Source organism: Mycoplasmopsis phocirhinis, from assembly GCF_004216495.1.
In the GTDB taxonomy this organism is placed as follows: Bacteria; Bacillota_I; Bacilli_A; order Mycoplasmatales; family Metamycoplasmataceae; genus Mycoplasmopsis; species Mycoplasmopsis phocirhinis.
This window is the reverse complement of sequence record NZ_CP034841.1, coordinates 1-18,570: the sequence shown is the minus strand read 5'-3', so window position 1 is coordinate 18,570 and position 18,570 is coordinate 1. Positions and strand designations below refer to the sequence as shown.

Sequence of the window (18,570 nt, the reverse complement as noted above, 5' to 3'; positions counted from 1 at the left end):
AAGTACAAAGATATTCAAATATAGTTATATTTATATTTGTTATAATAAATCTATGAAATATGCAATTATTGTCGACTCTTCAAGCACTTTAACTAAACAACAAGCAAGTAAATTAAATTGAAATTTTTTACCTTTACACATAAATATCAACGGCACCGAATATAAAGATGGTATTGATATAAATGCCGATAATTTATTTGAATTTTACGGCATAAACGAAGAGGCTACAACATCTGCTGTTAATTTAGGTGAAGCTGAGCAACTTTTAAACCAATTAACCAAGGAATATGACAAAATCCTTATTTATCCTATCTCAAAAAATCTTTCAGGAACATGTTCATCTTTAACTATTTTGTCGCGCAATTACAAAAATGTCAGAGTTGTTCAATCAATTCAAGTCTTGCAAATGATATTGTTAGATTTAGTTTGATTTGAACACCAAATGAGTATAGATTCAACTAAATTTGATGAATATGTTGAAACGATGGAAAAAGGTTGAGGACGTTATTCAATTACATTAATACCTAAATATAACAACTATTTAGTCAAAGGTGGTCGATTACATCCAACAGCTGCTGCTGTGGCTAAACTTTTCAAAATAATTCCAATGATTTGCTGGGATCAAGGTTATTTAAAAAAAGAAGGAATTGGTAGAACTTTCAACAAAACTCTTATTAAAGCAATTGAAAAAAAACGTGAAATTTTTCCTATTGCTGAACAAAAAGAATTATTTACTTTAGCTCTTCATTCTTTTTCACCACAACAAGATTTAAACGAATTTGTTAATAACATAGAAAATATTCTTGGAGTTAGACCAGTCATAGATTTAATAGCTCCGGTCGTTGCTATGCATACAGGACCTGAAGCGATGGCAGTTCTTGCTTTTGAATTAGATAAAAAAATTATTGAACTTTACAAACAAAAAATTATGAAATTAAAAAACCGTTAAATCGGTTTTTTAATTTGGCAAAAATAGTTTGTTTAATTAAATTTCTATAATAAAGCTATTAATGATTTGGTAAATAAAAAGAATAAAAAAATGGCAGGAGTGACAGGACTCGAACCCATAACACACGGGGTTGAAGCCCGTTGTTCTACCATTGAACTACACTCCTACTGTAAATGCTAAAATATTATAACAAAATTTAATAATTTTAGTTGATTTTTAGAATAAAAAAAAGTATGAAATTTTTATATATAATTTTAATATGTCAACTAAATTATATAATAAAATAAAAACGATAAGCAAATCAAATTTAACTTATCATTTAGTTATTTTATCAATATATTTAGCTTATTTTATTGCTTCAGGTTTTAGCGTATTTTTAGCTTATTTCCCGTTTGGACCAACATGATTAACTTATTTACCATTAATTGTTGCCATCGCAACAATTCATCTAGGTTTTAGTGGAGCATTAATCGCTGGATTTGGTTTTGGTTTGTCTTCGTTTATCGCTTCTTTATTATTAGGTTTATTTTGGTTTCAAAATATAGATATTTCAATAGTTTCTAGAATATTTGTGGGCGTAGTTGTGTATATTTTCTATTTGATACTAAAATTACAAAAACGACCAAGATTATGAAAATTTATAATTTTAGTTTTTGCGGCAACCGAAGCAAATAGCGTGTTTGTTTTTTCATCTCTATATTTACATTCAACATTTATTGCCAAATTAATCGGTTTACCTGATTTCAAAACAATATTATTGTTAAATATTGTAAATTTAATTGCCGAACCAATTTTCAATGTTTTTATGGCTTTTTTAATTTATTTTCCTATTTTAGCAATCCGAAAAAAATATGAACAAAGAAAAAATACTAGTTGATAAGCAACATAGATAAATTTAATGTTTAGTTTTATGATTAATTAATTATTTTGTCAGCAAATTAATGCGAGAATGGTGTTTTTGTACATATTTAATAAATCTTGCTTTTGTCTTGTTTTGATTTAAGAATATTAATTTTTTTCAATGAGTCTTTTTCTTAAATTATCATTATTCACATCATTCGCTTTTATCATTAATTTTAATGATATGTTAAACATTTCTTAATTTTATAACGAATTATAGTTTGAAGATTAAAACCATTAAAAAAAATTATGTTTTAGAAAGGTTCTTATCATATTAATTTTAATAAATTTATAAAACACCTTTATTTTGTATAAAATATAAAACACCAAGGAATAAAATGTCAAAAGTTTATATTGATTTGCATATTCATTCACAAGATTCTAACAATACAGGTAGCACAATATCTAATCATTCAGATTTACAAATGTTACAAAAATTAGTAAGCAATCACGTCCGTGTTGCTTGTTTTGCTGATCATGATAATTTATTTATTGATAGTTACAATAGACGTAATAAAATTATTGAACAAAATGGTTATAATCTAACGCTTTTGCCTGGTTGTGAAATCAATTTGTTTAATGGTTCTAAATCAGCGCAAGCAATTTTAGTTTTCAAACCAGATCAAGATTTAATTAAAATAAAAAAAATGGTTAATAAAAATAAATTGACATATCGTGATGTTTTTACTAAATTTAGTGAATTTGATTTTATGATTTTCCCACACACTGGCAAAGGTAAAGATATCATCAACCCAAATGAATTAAATCAGTGTTATATAACCGGTTTTGATAGTTCAAACCCCAAAAGTAGAAACCTTAAAAAAGCAATGCAATTATATCCGTGGGTTTCTGATGTTTATTTTAGCGATGTGCATAATTGAAATAAATATCCTTTTGATAATAATAATTATCGCACGGCGATTGAATGAGATGAAAACCTAAACAATGCTAATTCAATATACGAATATTTAAAAAAAACATTTAGTGATAAAACAAAAATCTATAAATACTAGAAAGGGAAAAATGAGTAGATTATATTCAATAACTTTTACAAATAAAAATAACGATCAAAAGACTATTAAATTTTCAAATGTCAATGTGATTTTAGGTGAAAAAGGTTCAGGTAAAAGCACATTTTTAAGAATAATAGCTGAAGTTTTATCTAAAACTAAAATTTTTACAAAAGATGATTTCGTACAAAAAGAATTCAATCTATCAGTAAAACACGCAAATATAGATAACGAAATAAAAAGTTGAAATTCATTTTCTACATTAACGTCTTCGGCTACAGATTACGAAAAAAAATTACAACAGCTTAAAGAAATTTTTGAAGTCTATATTGTTCAAAACGATAATCGAAAAAAAAGCTTATCTGACATTTATTCTAAAGAGATTAAATGAAACAAAAAAAGTATCTATTTTAGTGAACTACTAAACCAAATAAAAAAGAATAATATTCAATTTGAATTCATTGAAAATATCAAATTATTAAATAATTCTTTAGAAGAATGATCGTCGTTTTTTAAAAAATCAAATGATTTAAATTTGAATGTTATCTATGAAAATATTACACAAAATTCAAATAATTATCCGCTATGGAAAAACGACGTTAGACTAGATATTAAAAAATTAAATTTAGAGCAAACTAGAGAAAATTTAGAGCAAACTATTAATAAATTAAACGACCCTCAACTTTTACAGACTTTTATTGGCAACCAAAATGATTTTTTAAACTCTATTTTTCAAAAACAAAATCAAAAATTGGCTTTACTAGACGAAAAAATATCTGTTTTAATTCAAAATAAAATTGAAATTTACAAAAAAGCAATTATTTTAATCCAAAAATTAGAACAATTATTCATAAAATTCAATAACGCTTATACAAAAGCATCAAACAACATAAGCGAAACTATGCAAAAAGCAGAAAAAAATCAATCGAGTTTCAATAAACTTAAAGAATTTTTTGCTCATATTCCTAAATATTTAAAAAATCTAAAAACAAATTTTGATTTAGTCAATAATTTTGACATAGAAACCAACATTAATTTCGCTATAGAACCACTTGCTCACAAAAAATTTTCTTCTATAAATTATTCCTTGCCGCCTTTTAAATTAAGCGAAAAACAAATCAGTAAAATTATTAAAATAATTTCAAAAGGTAAAGCTTCAGGTAGAGTTCCAAAAGACTTATTAACTTTAATAAAAAAACCTGAAGAATTTTCAACCAACACAAACAATACTGCTATGGAAGAAATTTACGAAGATTTAATAAGCACACATCATAAAATCTATGTTGAGGGTAAAATTTATGAAGAACTTTCAAATGGACAAAAATCTTTATTTGGTATAAAAAACACAATAAATAATGCAAATGAATATAAAGATACAAGTAATTTTTTATTATTAGATCAAATCGAAGATGATTTAGATGCTTGAACAGTTGTTGAAGAAATTATTCCTTTATTAAACAAATTAATCAAACAAGGCAAACAAATTTTTATAGTAACTCACGATCCAAATGTTGGTACTTTACTTGAAAATTCTATATCAATAACTATTGATTTAAGACAAAACAATCTAGAAGATAAATTTAAAATCAATGCAATTTTTGATAAAACCAATACCGCTGAAACTCGTTATTTAGAAGGTGGAATGAATTCACTAGAAAAAAGAGTACAAATAAATAATGAAAAATTACAAGGAGTTAACAATGGATAATACTGGATTTATAAATATTTCTTATCAAGACCACAATATTGAAGGTGAATTTATAATTGTATCTTACTCGCGAACTAAAAGAAGAAATGAACATTTAAAAATTCCATTAACCAATAACAATTCGGGCAATTGAAATATTGACAATATTCGTGATTTTTTAACTGAGATTGTTCAAGAGGAAAATATAGTTGAAAATGAAAAAAGTTTACTAGCAATAAATCTAGATCAAAAAATTGAGCAAATGGTAAATCAAAACGAAAATCGTGTAGTTATATTTGTTATTGACTTATTTCAAACATTTGTGAATTCATACAACAACAATTAATATGATAAATAAAATTAAACACGTGTGTAAAACATGTGTTTAATTTTATTTATTTATCATGTAATTCAAATAATTGTTCTAAATCAAACGAAAATGATTTTTCACCTCTAATTTTGAATAAAACATTAGGATCTACCAATCCATTTCTTTCAACTTGATCACTAATTGGATTAGAAATTCAAATTAAGTGTTCGTTTTCAGTGTTTTCTTGATCACTGATTTTTTCGCCTGTTATTGGATCTACAGGAACAACTTTTGAACCGCCGGGAGTCACTTTGGTTGTTACACCATCTACACGAATACTTCTAAATGGATCTGGTTTTTGTTTAGTTGAGTCTTTTTGAACATCTTCATAATATTTAACAAAATTTCAATCATTAATTCTTTTTTCGCGTGTGCGAGTAATATTAGTATAGAAACCATTTTCGTTGAAATGTTTATCAGTGTTATTATATACAGTAATATGAGCGTGTGGCATTCAGCCTCCATTTGTGTCTGGAGTTCCTAAAAATCCAATCACTTGTCCTTTTTTAACTTTTATTGGATTTATTACATCTACTTCTTTGTTAGTGCTACTATTAACCGCAATACTAAAACTATTTTTGCCTGTTGTATATTGAGATTGAGCTATATTTAAATTAGAATTATTCATTGTTAAATTAGCATCTAGATGAATAAAACCTATATACATCCACTCATCTAATTGTCCTGTTGAAGTAATATTAAACTCTTTTTCTAATTGAGCTGGAGTTAAATTTAACTCTGATTTTTTAACTCTCATCATTAACGATGTTCCTACTGCTGAAGCATCATCTTTTTGAGCAGAGTTTTGTTCTCTAGCAAATATTCCTATTATTTCGCCATCATATGGAGCAACAACAGGTGTGTGTGCGGGTGCTAAATAGTCCTCACCAAGATGTAAAAATGAAGGTGTTGAAACTCTTGCGCCATATACTGCTCTAGTTGAATCATAACCACCAGACAATAAATTAGTTCCATAAATATTAAAAATTGAGTCATTAACTTTTGAAATATCTTCACGAGTAAGTGTATCAATTATAAAATTATATGCATTAACATTTTTGGCAACAAAATCATCTTGGAATGGATTTGAATAGTTTCCAGTTCCAACTTTTTTATTAAAAGTATATTTTTTGTTGTTTAAGCTTACTTCTAATTCTAAAATTCCATTACGTAAATTCAACGCTCTATATGAATTAATTTTATATTCAGCCCTTTTGATTAAAGATTTTAAAGCAAAATCATCTTTAGTGAGTTTTGTAAAATCCGCATTAAAAATATTATTGTTATTTATTGAAAATAAAACATTAGCACTTAGTTTCTGATTTAAAAAAACTTCTTCTCACGCGTCATTTAATTCAATTTCTTTATAAATATTAAAACCAATATTTTCTTTACTTTCTTTTGTAGTTTTATTTGTTTTTTTATCAGTTTTTACTTTTCCGTTAGCGACCCTAATTGAAACTGTTATTTTATCAAGTTCTTGATTTTTAACCAAATCTATTCCATTAACAAAAATATTAACCTCTTGATCATCATAACCGTTTTTTAGTTCACTTAAATCAAAACCACTTAATGTAAATAATTTATTTAAGTTTTGATTTGATAATTGCTTAACATCGTATTTATCCAATAACTCTACAAACTCTGTTTTGGCATCTTCGTTAAAATTAACATTGACACTTTGAGAAGTAATATTTTGTTTTAAAACCATATTCAATGCGTCAATATCTTTATATTTTTTCTCATCACTAGCACTTAATTTTATCCCCTGTAATTTAAATTCTAGTTTATGTTCTACAAATAGATTTTTGTCATTATTTTTTATATTTGCCGGTGAAATAATTTTAATTGGTAATATTACATCATGAATATTAGCAGGGTCTAAATCTATGTTATGATAATCAAATTTTCATTTTAGTTGGTTTATTTGTTCGGCATTAATATTTAAGTCATTTATTAAAATATTTTTAAAGGCAGTAAAATCAAAATCAAAATGTTTGTTTATATAATTATTTTGACTCAATTTTCTAAACTCAATTTTTGATATATTTGCATCCGGGTTTTTAAATTTAAATAAATCTGCTACTCTATCATTGTATTTAAAATATGTTTGAATTGGTTCAATATGAAACGTTGTGTCAACTTGGGTTACATTATTTTTTTCTGTTTTTGGTGTTGAATCGGTTTTTATTTCACTCTTATCTGGTTTTTGCTCTTGTTTTTTATTAACACAAGCAACAACTGAAATTGGTAATGTTAATGTCGGAATTAACAAAAGACTAGAATATTTTTTTATTTTCATTTTTTTCTCCTTAAAAATTTAAACCTGCACCTGAATGTTTCGTTATTCCCACAATAATCAAACCAAATAAAATCGGAATTATAAAAGTAAGTGTACTTGCAATCGTGGCGCTTCATAAGTTTTGATAAACTAAAACTTTATTGGTTTTAATATTTGATTTTTTAATATAACTAATTGCTAAATTTATTAGCGAAAGAAGTAAATTCATTATTCAAAAATATATGTGAAATGAATAATAACCAAAATACGATGATAAATAAATACTAAAACCAACTACCGCTAGAGTAATTAGTGTTTTATCTCAATGTGTTGCACCATAACTTGTTTGGTTTATATAGTTCAAAAGTGGGACGCACGCAGTAAATAACGAAATAAATATTGTTTCTTTAACAGCAAAATAGCCAGGGTGATTATTTGCTTTATTTTCAATTTTAAAAATATTTATTAAATTAATATGTTTAGTATTTTCGTTATCTTTAAAAAAGAATTTTAATAAGTAAAAAATCGGAATAAATGCTATATATCCTACTAAACCACCTAATATTTCCCCAAACATTAAGTAACCACTTCCCTTAAAAATTGGTGTAAAAGTTTTTTTGGTAACATCTATACCCTGTAATATCGCTTGTAATAAAACAACTATTGGATTTGCTAATGCAAAACTTCGACGACTTGATAAAAAGAAACTTCAAGATCAAGGAATAACAAACATTAAAAATGTCGCGAATGTAAAACCAAACGTCATATATATTTTATTATTCTGTTTATTGTTTAATTTAGCAATAAAAATTCACAAACTAACAAAAAATATTAATGTGAAAACAGCAATAAATTCATACATAAAACCGATTTTATTTCAACTTGTAGATAATAATTGTTTTGGCGTCATTTTATCCCCTTATTCGTGCTAATGTATTATATTGATATAACTTGCTTAATTAAATCTACAAAACCAAAAAAGCAAACACTTTTGGTTTTTAGCAATAAAAATTAAGTGAAAATAGAAGTGTTTTTTTACTAAAACACCTTATTTTAAACTTAAAAAGTAAAATTATTTTTAATATGGAAACATTTCCCAAAATGTAGTTAAAAATGAGTGTTATATTGAAAAAAACGCATAATTAAAATTTGCGTTTTTTTATAAATATTTCATTATATAACTTATTCAAAAAAGTTTAAAAATATATTTTTATTAATTTAATTTACTAAAAACCATCTGGAAATAAAGCGGTTTTTTTAGAATTATCATCAAAGCCATTCGGGTAAATTATTTGTAGGTTTTGCCTGTATGAATTTGTTTGCGCTTCAAATTGGCTACCATCTATTAAATTGTATGCTTTTATAGTTTTGTTATTAAAATCATAATCTTTAGATAATAATAGAGGTGTAAATGAAGCGTTTTTACTTAAATCAAATGGCTCAACATTTGAACTAACACCACTATATATTCCAATTATTTGTCCAAAATCGTTGTAAGCAACCGAACCAGATGCTCCATAATATAAAGAAGAAAAATTAATGTTGTGTATAAAACCATAAAATTCGTTTAAAGTTTTACCAAACACTTTTGTATAAGGAGTAAAATTGTCATTTGTTAATTTTTCTTCGTAATTTCCAGCCGATAAAGCAAATAAATCTTTATTTTCTATACCGAATCTATATCATTGTTCGCTGCTATTTCTTTCTATAGGATTATTTCTAGATCAACTTGAATTATAACCTTTACTTGCTGGGTAACCACCTATATAAACGTTTTGTGCGTTAGTTAAATTATTTGTAGTATTTTTTTCAGCACTAATAAAATCAGTTGTTAATGTATATTTTGAAATTGTTTTATCATGATTTGGTGTATTGTTTGTTTGTTGTCGTTGTAAATATTTGTCAACTGCTTGAATTGAATTTTTAAATCAATTTACGTATCGAGAATCTAAATTTGCAAAATTAACCTCAACTTCAAAAACAGCAAAATCGGTATAAAACGGTATAAATGCATTTGTTTTTAGCGAATTATTTAAAATTCATAATTCGCTTTCTTTATCGTTTTCGTCATTTGTATCTTTTATTTGTTCAATTCGTTGTTTAATTTTTTCAATAGAATCATGTTGATATTGTTCAATATATTCATGTTTAATAAAATCAAAACCAGCAAATATTAATTTTGGCTTGGAAAAAACATTTTCTTTATACACTGTGTTAATAGCTGCATTATCCGATTTCGCCGAATCTTCGAAAAAGATATCGGAACTTAATCAACTAACTTGATTGTCGCGATCTTGATTATATTCATATCTGTTAGTTTGAGGTTTAAAACCAGTTAAATTTGCTGAACTTTTACCAATTGAAATAGATTCAGCTTTAAAATTTCTTTCATCCTTATAATTTAATTGTGTAGCTAAATTATCATCCAAAGTATTTGAAAGCAATGAAATTACATGTAAATTAGTTGCAAAAAACAATTTGTATTGATTTTCGTTCTTTTTGTAATAATCTAATAATCATGTTGTTCCAGGTGAAGTAGCAAGTTTGTTATTATTGCCTAAATTTACACCAAATTTAATAGCAAATGTTCTATCATAAATTTCTTGATAAATTTCATTTTCGCTTACAGTGTTAAACTTTGTAACATCTTGATTGTATTTGTTTTTTGATTTATGAATTTGGTTAAAGTCAGGAAAAAAATTATTTTCAAATGGATTATTAATTGGATTAGGTTGATTTTTATTGTCATCTTTTTTTTCGGTGTTTGTTTTTGTTGTATTATCGTTTTGAGAATTTTCAGTAATTTTTTCAAAATTAGCACTATCTTTTTTATCATTTTGTTGTTTGCTAGTTTCGTTATTTATTTCTTGTTTTTTAACAATGTTATCTTGATTAAGTTTTTTTTGTTCTTTATCATTTGACACACAAGCAGAACTAACCAAACCAAAAGATGTTGGAACTGTTATAAATAAATTTTTAAATATTTTTTTCATTAAATCTCCTTGTGAAAAATTATAGCATCTGGCGTTTTTTGTTCGGGATAATATTGTTGGTCAAAATCGTCATTTTATTTAACTAAATATATTTTTAACAAAAACGACAACTTTGTATATAATAAAAAAGCGTTTTAGTATTAATATTTAACTAAAACTTAATATATAGGAGGTTATCATGAGTTTAAGAACATATCAACCAAACAAAAGAAAACATGCTAAAACACATGGTTTTCGTGCGAGAATGGCTACTGCTGGTGGGCGTAAAGTTTTAGCAGCAAGAAGAGCTAAAGGTAGATCAAGATTAACTGTATCAGATGTTAATTAATTTAATCTAATTAAGGTTTAAAATGAAAAAACAGTATAGGTTACAAAAAAGTTGAGAATTTGATAGTGTGATAAAAAACAAACAGCAGGCAATAAATAAATTTTTAATTATTTATTATCAACAAAACCAAAGTTTTAAAATAGGAATAACAGTACCTAAAAAATTCTGTAATGCTGTTTATCGTAATTATTACAAAAGACAACTAAAGTCAATCATACATTCATTAAAAATCTATCATTTAAATTTTCACTTTGTAATTATCTTAAGAAAAGACTTTTTAAATCTAGATTATGAAACAAAACTAAAAACAACTGAAAGATTATTTTCAAAAATTAAATATGCAAAATAGATCAAAAAACTTTGATTATTTTAAATCAAACCAAAATGATAATAAATCAAAAAAAAATAAAGATATTCGTAAAAAAGCTTGATTAATAATTAAAATTATTCTTTATGTTTTATTATTTGCTTTAACACTTACCGGGTGTGTACAAACTATTGTTGTTAAAAGTTCAAATCTAACTGGTTCAGGTACTGAATTTTACACTTCTAGAAATCAAATTGCACCTAAAGTTGCAACATTCGAGAGAGCAAATAAACCAAAAAACGATAACATTTTACAAAAAGGTGAATTTTACGAATTAAACAATTTACCTGAAGCAAACTACCATTTAGCTTACAAAAATTATAAAGATGTTTTAGTAGACTTACAAAAACAAGTAGGTGAACAGAACTACGGTTTATCAGGAGTTAAAACATCTTCAATTCAATATGTTTTACCAAACGGTGATTTTATTGAAACTCAATATAAACAAGATAGCATTAAAAATCCACCAATCATAAGAGGTGAAAACGGTAATTACTTGTTTACAACTTCACATTTAATTAATGCTAGCGATTATAATTCTATTTATGACAATTGAACTGCTTTTTCGGTTCTTGACCCTGATTTCCAATTTGCTAATTTATTCACTAAAAATGAAGAAGGTTATGTTGTAAATAAAGATGCTTTAATAATGAAGCACCCAGAAAACAAAGAATTATCATTAAAAAACGCAACTTTATTTAGTGTTTTTAATAATAGAGATGGGTATAAAACCGCAAGTGGTAAATATGCACGTGATGTTTTAGAATTTTTATATCGTGAAACATTCTTGGTTCAAAACAATGTATACCAAAGAACATTTGCTAACGAGAGTTATGAATCGATAATGACAAAAATTTTGAACGGTGATATTCAAAAAATATCAACACAACAGTATGAGGTTTTAAGCAATTACGACCGTGTTGTTAAAAAATATTTAAACCAAACCAACTTGGATAAAACAATCTCTAAACTTCCTTTATTAGACAAAAACGGAGTAAATAAATACGATAAAAAAGGTGATTTAGCGTTTTCTCAATTAAGCAGCGAAAAATCTGTTTTAGGTTCGCCTTTTTCTGTAGATTTAAACAATAATTTACCTTTTGCTGCGAGTGAAGTTCAAATTCCTTTTTATTCATTCAACTCAACATTATCTTATGGTCCATTTTTTTCATTTGTAATATACCCAATAGCGGCTTTAACAATAGCAATTAGAAACCCTCTACCTGTTGCTGCGGGTTGAAGTACAATTCTTGTAATTTTAATTGCTGTTGTTGTCACACGTTTAATTAGTTTGGCAATTACATGAAAAGCAACAATGTCACAAACTATGCAAGAAGAATTACGCGTTAAAAAAGCTAAAATAGACGCTAAATACGCCGAATATAAAGGTAATAAAGAAATGCGTATGAGACAGCAACAAGAAGTATCGGAATTGTATAAAAAGAACGGAATAAGTCCTATGGACTCAATACTTTCGCTGATAATTTCAATACCTATTTTTATTGCTATGTGACGGGTTATACAATCAGTGCCCGAGCTAAAATCCACTACTTGATTAGGTTTGGATTTTGCTGCTACATCTTATAAAAGACTCTTTGCTGGCGAATGATGATATTTATTTTTATTGCTATTTACAGCGGGTTCACAATTGTTATCAATGTTGGTACCACGTTTTCTTAATAAACGCAACACAAAACATATGACAATTGAGCAAAAACAAGCAATGAAAAAAAATGACAAAACTCAATGAATTATGATGATTGTGTTCTTGTTTATAACATTAATTTTTTCAGCCGGCGTTCAAATATACTGAGTAGCAACAAACTTATGGTCAATAGCTCAATCAATAGCTATTCACCATTTACGCAAAACAAAATTTTTCCAAAAAAAATATAATAAAAAAATCAGAACATAAATCAAATAACGAGAAAATTTTCTCGTTATTTTTTGTCTTTTTACGCACTAATATATTAGTGGTAAAATTGTATTATACAGAAAGTGAGTATTATGAAAATTTACAGAATAAAACAAACAAGTCCATATATTACTTTACCATTAGAAAATATAATTTTAAATGACCCAGACGTAACGGGTGATGTGCTAATTTTATACCAACACGATAACGCGATAATTATAGGTAACAATCAAAACGCACACGAAGAAATCAACAGACAATATGTTATAGATAAAGATATTAAACTTGCCCGCCGAAAATCAGGTGGTGGTGCTGTCTACCACGACATGGGTAATATTAATTTTAGTTTTATCACCGACTACAACAAACAAAGTAGCTATGAAAGATTTTTGGCGCCTATTATCGGTTTTTTACGTTCGTTAGGTTTAAACGCTGAATTTCACGGGCGCAATGATGTTCATGTCAATGGTGCAAAAATCAGTGGTAATGCTCAATATTTAAGCAAAAACAGAATTGTAAGCCATGGCACAATTTTATATAACGTTGATTTAACCAAACTTTCAAACGCATTAAATCCTGCTCGTATTAAATATGAATCAAAAGGTATTCAATCAGTAAGAGCTCGTGTCACAAACGTTTATGATGAATTAAAAAACAAAATGGATGTTGAAGAGTTTATTACTAAATTAATTCAGTATTTTGTTGAGCACAACAACGGTGAAGTTGTTGAAATACCTTATGATAAATACAAAAAACAATTAGATGATATGTATAAAAAAGTAAGTTCAGAAGATTGGATTTTTAATAAAGCTGCTACTTTTACATTTAGAAACGGAAATAAATTTAAAGGCGGAATCGTAAATGTTAAAGGCAATATTGAAAAAGGAGTAATTAAAGAATTAAGATTTGAAGGTGATTTTTTAAGCAAGAAAGATGTAAGCGAAATTGAGCCTAAATTCACAAATTTAGCTTTAAAAGAAGATGAATTAAGACGTGTTTTTAACAGTATTGAACTAGATGAATATTTTGGCACAGTAACGCAAGACGAACTAATAGAATTAATTTTAGGTTAAAATGATTAGAAAATTAATACAAATTGGCAGTGAAACTATAAGTTATTTAAGTGATGAAAATTTAGGCAAAGTTGTTGTTTTATTTTTACACGGTTTTGGCGACGAAGCAACCAGAGCTAAAACATTATTTAAAAACGAAAACAGAATTTATTCAATAATTGCTCCAGATATGCCGGGCTGTGGAAATTCTACTCACAATAAACCAATAACAATGGAATATTATTCGCTGATAGTTAAACAATTTATTGAAAAATTGCTTCAAAATAAACATCTATATATAGTAACACATTCGTTAGGTTCAATTGCAGCTTTATCAAACGCAACAACAAACCCAAACATAATCCAAATTTTTTCAGTTGCTCCTTTAATGCCACGTGACCAAGACGACGCTACAAAAAAACAAACACTTAAGTGACTTCTACCTAATAATCCGCAAGAATTATATGATTCTCAATTCAATTTATTTTGTGATGAGGATAATTCATATATTTTGCAAGAAAGCGTAAAAAATAAAATTCTCAACACTGACGAATCTTTTTTTAAACACAGACACAGTGTTTTTAAAACTTTAACCAACGAAATACTCCAAGGAACATACGTAAAAAACGTTTACGAAAATTATTTTAAAACTAAAAGAGATTTTATGGCTTTTATTAGCCAAAAAGACAAATATTTTGATTATAAGGCTTCAAAAAAATATGTAGATTTGTATAATATTAGCACAGCCGAAATTAATGATTCAGGACATGCGATGTTATACAAAAACACGCAGAAAATACACAAATATATAAATAATTTTATTTTTAAAAAAGAAGGTTTTTATTAAAAACTCGTTTAATACGAGTTTTTTAATGTTGAATTAAAAAAACTATATAATAAAAAACGCTTGCAAATTAAACACATAATTATTTTTAACAATTTGAAAGGAAAAATGACTTTATTAAAATTATTTAGACTTGATCATCAGCACCCTATATCTGCTTGGTTTGCTTTTTTATTTGGTGTTTTATCAGTTATTTTAACATTATCTGTTGGTATTCCACAATTAGTTCATTTAATTAAAACCAAAAAAACTCAAAAAGAAACAAAATTTTACTCATTTTGAATGTTTTTTACTGGTGTTATAGGTTGAATGATACTTGGCGCACTCGACACAAATCAAACTAAAATGAGCGCAACTATGTTCGCTAATTTAATATCTGCTTTTATATTATCTACAACCATTTATTTTTCTTATAAATATAGCGAAATTAAAAAAAGAAAAAAATTTGCTTTAAAAGCGTTAATTATTTCATTAATTGTTTCGGCTATAGCAGCCTCTATTTCAATTTGAGGATATGTAAAAAATATACATATGCCAGTAAAATTAATGGCAGTTTTAATTCTAATTTTTCCAATGCTCACGTCATTTAGTTTTCTTCCAGGAGCTATTAAATCATTAGAAGAAAAAAAATTCGGTGGAATGTCAAAAGTGATGCTTTATACTTTATTATTATTAAATTTAATGTGATTAGGTTATTGAATATTTTTAGGCATAAACAGAGGCGATTTTGATTCAAACATTTTAACAAGCATTGTTTGACAATCGATATCTATATCTATTTATATTTCACAAGTTTATTTAATGATACTCAACAGACGCAAATATAATAAATTGTAAATTAATTAAATACAAAAAAACTTTTACACTTATTAAAAAAACACCAGAGAAATTAACTATGGCGTTTTTTTATTAAATAAATTGTTGAAATAATACTTACAGCCATTTCTGGATAAATTTTGCTTCCTCGTCCTTGTGGAGTTTTTCCATTTATCCTGATATTTATTTTGTTTAATTCTATAAAATCTTTAGCCTCTCCTCCGTTGTTTATTAAACCTGTTAATTTAAGTAATTGACCTAACGTAATAAATTCAGTGTTTATGTATATCTTTTTAATCATATTATCTTCTAAGTGGTGTTATAAGTTGTTTTGAAAATGTGTTTGAATTTGAAATTATTAAAATTTTTTTCATACTTTCATCTATAAGAATTGAAATTTCACCATCAAAAACCGAAATCGCATCTTTTAAAAATACATAGTTTAAATCTAAATCAAAATTTGTTCCTTTAAACTTAAATTTTTCAGTTTTAGCGGTTGATAAACCAATTTCGCTAATGTTATTTGTAATTTGCAATAAAGAGTTATTTACTTTTAGTTCAATTCTGTTTTGTTTATCTCCATTAGCAATTCATATTTTATTTAATAAATCATTTAATTCGTTTTTTTCAATTTGAATAGCGTGCTTTATTTTCATTTCATTAAACAATGGTTCTGTATCTTTAAAATTTAAAGATACTATCCTTGAAATTATTGTGGTGTTGTTATATTTAACACCAACTTTTATATCATTATAAAAAAATGTAATTTTTTTAGGAGCGTCAATTCCAACAATATCTTTTAAATCTTTTGCGACTATAGAAATATCCATTTTATCATCTAAAATTAAATCATTTTTCATTTGGTATAACGCAAGCCTATATGAATCAGTTGCTGTAAAATTAATAAAACCGTTTTTATTTTTTATATTAACACATTTATAAATTAAATTGTTATCTTGACTTGAAGCGTGATTAACTGATTTAATTGCTTTTTTAAATTCATTTGTATCTATTTCAATTTGCTTTGTATTTAATAAATTATCAGTAATAGGAAAAGTAGAAGAATTAAGAGTTGTTATTTGATATCTGGAATTACCTTCTTGTATATCTAATAAATTATTACCAGATTTCGAAATTGTAATAAAACCAGAAAGTTTTTTAATAATGTTTTTAAAAACATTTGCTTGTATTAAAAATTCGCCTGTTTGCTCAACTTTAATATTAGTGTCATCAACAACTAATTTTTTTACTATACTTGTTGAATCGTTAGCAGCTTTTAATGTAATAAAATTTTCGCTTAAATTAATATATATCGCGCGAAAGCTATAAAAAGTACTTATAGGATCTACATATTTTGAAACTACTTCTAAAGCCTCATCAAAAACTTTTTTATTTATGTGAAATTTCATTTTTCTCCTTTAAAAAATAATATAAATATTATGCTTTGTTTATTTGTGGATAATTTGTTCCAAATTTACAAATAACTATTATTTTAAGCAATTTTAGTAAATCGCTAATTTGTTGTTTTGTTGTGGATAAATTAAATTAGTTTATGGATTTCGTCAGTAATTGCAGATAGTGCTCTGCTGTACGACATATCATTGCTTTCTTTTTGAAATTCTACTTTTCTAATAGCATTAACCACTGTTGAATGATCCCTATTTCCAAAAATTTCGCCTATTTTTATTAGAGGCAATTTCAATTCATCTCGAATAATAAACATTGCGATGTGTCTTGCTATAACAAATTCTTTTTTTCTCGATTTTCCTAAAATATCTTTTTTGTGAATTTTATAATATTTTGCAACATATTCAACCACATAATCTGGTGTTATAGAATCCTTATTGCTGCTTATTTCTGAAAGTATTTTTTGAACAACGGCAAATGTGTATTTTGAGTTAAATTTTGTTTCTATATCTTTTTTGTAATACATAAGCATTGTAATAGCACCTAAAAGAGTTCGTACTGAACCGTGAAAATTACGAGCTATAAATTTTTTTGCTTCCTCTTCTCAATTTTCAGGAGAAATTTTGTTTCTTTTAAGAAATTCATTTAATAAAACTAATATATCTTCTTGTTTTGGAGTGTTTATTTTAATTTGTAAACCCGCCACAAGCCTTGTTATTAATCGCTGGTCAAACATCGCATTTAATAGTTGAGGGCTTTTATCAGAAGTAAAAATGGTTAATTTACCTTTATTTACTCGGTAATCAAGGATTTGATTTATCGCAGTTAACGTGCTTTTTTTATTACCTTGGCCATAATGTTGAAAATCGTCAAACATTAATACATCAGCCGAATAATATTTTTGATATCATTCTTTAATTTTTTCTTGTTTGTTATCTTGTAATATTATTGTTGCGTCGGTTACAAAATCTATCGCATTTAAATAAATAACCTCAACATTCTTTTTTTCTAATTCTAAACCTATCGCATTTAATAAATGTGTTTTTCCTAAACCAGATTTTGAAAATATAAAAACAGGATTATATAAAAAACCACCTTCAGCAATGTTTTTACCTATCGCAATTACTTGTCTATTAAAATCTGATTCAACATAATTGTCAAAAGAAAAATCTTTTTTAAACTGTGAATTTATGTTTTCATTTAAATTTATTTTAGCTTTAGCCTGATAAAATTCATTTGAATATATATTTTCTTTTTTTTCTATATTTATTTTATTTGGTTCTGATTCAAAAAACTCAAATCTAAATGTCATTTTTTTGTCAAATGTTTCATTTAAAGCTTTTGTTATTTTTTCTTTATAGTCTCGTCTTAAGAAATTTAAACTATCGCCTTTTAAATCGGTTTTAATTAAAACTTCATTGTTTTCGACACCGTAAATTTTAATTCTGCTAAAAAAACTTTTCAGAATCATCTTGTCTTCGACAATATTGCTTAAATTTTCAAAAAATGTTTTATTAAAATAGATTATTTCATTATTTTCTAATGTCTTTTTGTTCATATTTCCTCGTATGGTTTAAATGATAAAACAATTTTTATTTATTTACTTAAAATAAGGTGCATAAATTATATTATCAACATATAATATTTTATT

Annotated in this window: 17 protein-coding genes and 1 tRNA gene; 11 read left to right on the top strand and 7 right to left on the bottom strand. The window is 26.0% G+C overall.

The features are described from left to right. The first annotated feature begins 52 nt into the window (after window positions 1-52). On the top strand, window positions 53-949 hold the full coding sequence (locus tag EG856_RS00090) for a DegV family protein (protein WP_130429118.1): 897 nt from the start codon (window positions 53-55) through the stop codon (window positions 947-949). Between the two features lie 91 nt (window positions 950-1,040). Here EG856_RS00090 and EG856_RS00085 read toward each other — a convergent pair. Continuing rightward, a tRNA-Trp gene (locus EG856_RS00085) sits at window positions 1,041-1,115 on the bottom strand. Window positions 1,116-1,208: 93 nt separating this feature from the next. Here EG856_RS00085 and EG856_RS00080 point away from each other — a divergent pair. From EG856_RS00080 to EG856_RS00065, 4 genes are all read left to right on the top strand, one after another. Next, on the top strand, window positions 1,209-1,829 hold the full coding sequence (locus EG856_RS00080; RefSeq protein WP_130429117.1) for a hypothetical protein: 621 nt from the start codon (window positions 1,209-1,211) through the stop codon (window positions 1,827-1,829). 358 nt (window positions 1,830-2,187) lie between these two features. Next, complete coding sequence (locus tag EG856_RS00075; protein ID WP_130429116.1) at window positions 2,188-2,862, top strand: PHP domain-containing protein; 675 nt, start codon at window positions 2,188-2,190, stop codon at window positions 2,860-2,862. Between the two features lie 10 nt (window positions 2,863-2,872). Continuing rightward, window positions 2,873-4,567 (top strand): ATP-binding cassette domain-containing protein, encoded by a 1,695-nt coding sequence (locus tag EG856_RS00070; RefSeq protein ID WP_130429115.1) that lies wholly within the window; start codon window positions 2,873-2,875, stop codon window positions 4,565-4,567. Further along, window positions 4,560-4,892, top strand: a complete 333-nt coding sequence (locus EG856_RS00065; RefSeq protein ID WP_130429114.1) for a hypothetical protein — start codon at window positions 4,560-4,562, stop codon at window positions 4,890-4,892. The genes EG856_RS00070 and EG856_RS00065 overlap by 8 nt, the downstream gene beginning before the upstream one ends. Before the next feature lie 49 nt (window positions 4,893-4,941). Here the strand turns inward: EG856_RS00065 and EG856_RS00060 are convergent, their stop codons facing one another. The 3 genes from EG856_RS00060 to EG856_RS00050 form a co-directional block, all read right to left on the bottom strand. After that, a complete protein-coding gene (locus EG856_RS00060) occupies window positions 4,942-7,218 on the bottom strand; it encodes an MSC_0775 family lipoprotein (protein WP_130429113.1) in 2,277 nt (758 codons plus the stop codon). 10 nt (window positions 7,219-7,228) lie between these two features. Continuing rightward, window positions 7,229-8,107, bottom strand: coding sequence for an MAG4940 family membrane protein (locus EG856_RS00055; RefSeq protein ID WP_130429112.1), 879 nt, complete (start codon window positions 8,105-8,107; stop codon window positions 7,229-7,231). A gap of 316 nt (window positions 8,108-8,423) precedes the next feature. After that, window positions 8,424-10,190 (bottom strand): MIP family Ig-specific serine endopeptidase, encoded by a 1,767-nt coding sequence (locus EG856_RS00050; RefSeq protein WP_130429111.1) that lies wholly within the window; start codon window positions 10,188-10,190, stop codon window positions 8,424-8,426. Between the two features lie 178 nt (window positions 10,191-10,368). Here EG856_RS00050 and rpmH point away from each other — a divergent pair, with 178 nt between their 5' ends. The 6 genes from rpmH (at window position 10,369) to EG856_RS00020 (ending at window position 15,533) form a co-directional block, all read left to right on the top strand. Next, the gene (rpmH, locus tag EG856_RS00045; protein ID WP_130429110.1) at window positions 10,369-10,518 is read left to right on the top strand and encodes a 50S ribosomal protein L34; all 150 of its coding nucleotides are present in this window, start codon (window positions 10,369-10,371) and stop codon (window positions 10,516-10,518) included. A 22-nt stretch (window positions 10,519-10,540) separates the two neighbouring features. After that, window positions 10,541-10,867, top strand: coding sequence for a ribonuclease P protein component (rnpA, locus tag EG856_RS00040; RefSeq protein WP_130429109.1), 327 nt, complete (start codon window positions 10,541-10,543; stop codon window positions 10,865-10,867). After that, a complete protein-coding gene (gene yidC, locus EG856_RS00035; protein ID WP_130429108.1) occupies window positions 10,857-12,800 on the top strand; it encodes a membrane protein insertase YidC in 1,944 nt (647 codons plus the stop codon). The genes rnpA and yidC overlap by 11 nt, the downstream gene beginning before the upstream one ends. Before the next feature lie 92 nt (window positions 12,801-12,892). Then, window positions 12,893-13,873, top strand: coding sequence for a lipoate--protein ligase (locus tag EG856_RS00030; RefSeq protein ID WP_130429107.1), 981 nt, complete (start codon window positions 12,893-12,895; stop codon window positions 13,871-13,873). A 1-nt stretch (window position 13,874) separates the two neighbouring features. After that, the gene (locus EG856_RS00025; RefSeq protein ID WP_130429106.1) at window positions 13,875-14,699 is read left to right on the top strand and encodes an alpha/beta fold hydrolase; all 825 of its coding nucleotides are present in this window, start codon (window positions 13,875-13,877) and stop codon (window positions 14,697-14,699) included. Window positions 14,700-14,792: 93 nt separating this feature from the next. Beyond that, entirely contained in the window at window positions 14,793-15,533 is a 741-nt protein-coding gene (locus tag EG856_RS00020; protein WP_130429105.1) for a PQ-loop domain-containing transporter, read from the top strand. 52 nt (window positions 15,534-15,585) lie between these two features. Here EG856_RS00020 and EG856_RS00015 read toward each other — a convergent pair whose 3' ends face one another. From EG856_RS00015 to dnaA, 3 genes are all read right to left on the bottom strand, one after another. Next, entirely contained in the window at window positions 15,586-15,813 is a 228-nt protein-coding gene (locus EG856_RS00015; protein WP_198868309.1) for an RNA-binding S4 domain-containing protein, read from the bottom strand. A gap of 1 nt (window position 15,814) precedes the next feature. Continuing rightward, complete coding sequence (gene dnaN, locus EG856_RS00010; protein WP_130429104.1) at window positions 15,815-16,921, bottom strand: DNA polymerase III subunit beta; 1,107 nt, start codon at window positions 16,919-16,921, stop codon at window positions 15,815-15,817. A 131-nt stretch (window positions 16,922-17,052) separates the two neighbouring features. Further along, window positions 17,053-18,477 (bottom strand): chromosomal replication initiator protein DnaA, encoded by a 1,425-nt coding sequence (gene dnaA / locus EG856_RS00005; protein WP_130429103.1) that lies wholly within the window; start codon window positions 18,475-18,477, stop codon window positions 17,053-17,055. Between the last annotated feature and the right edge of the window lie 93 nt (window positions 18,478-18,570).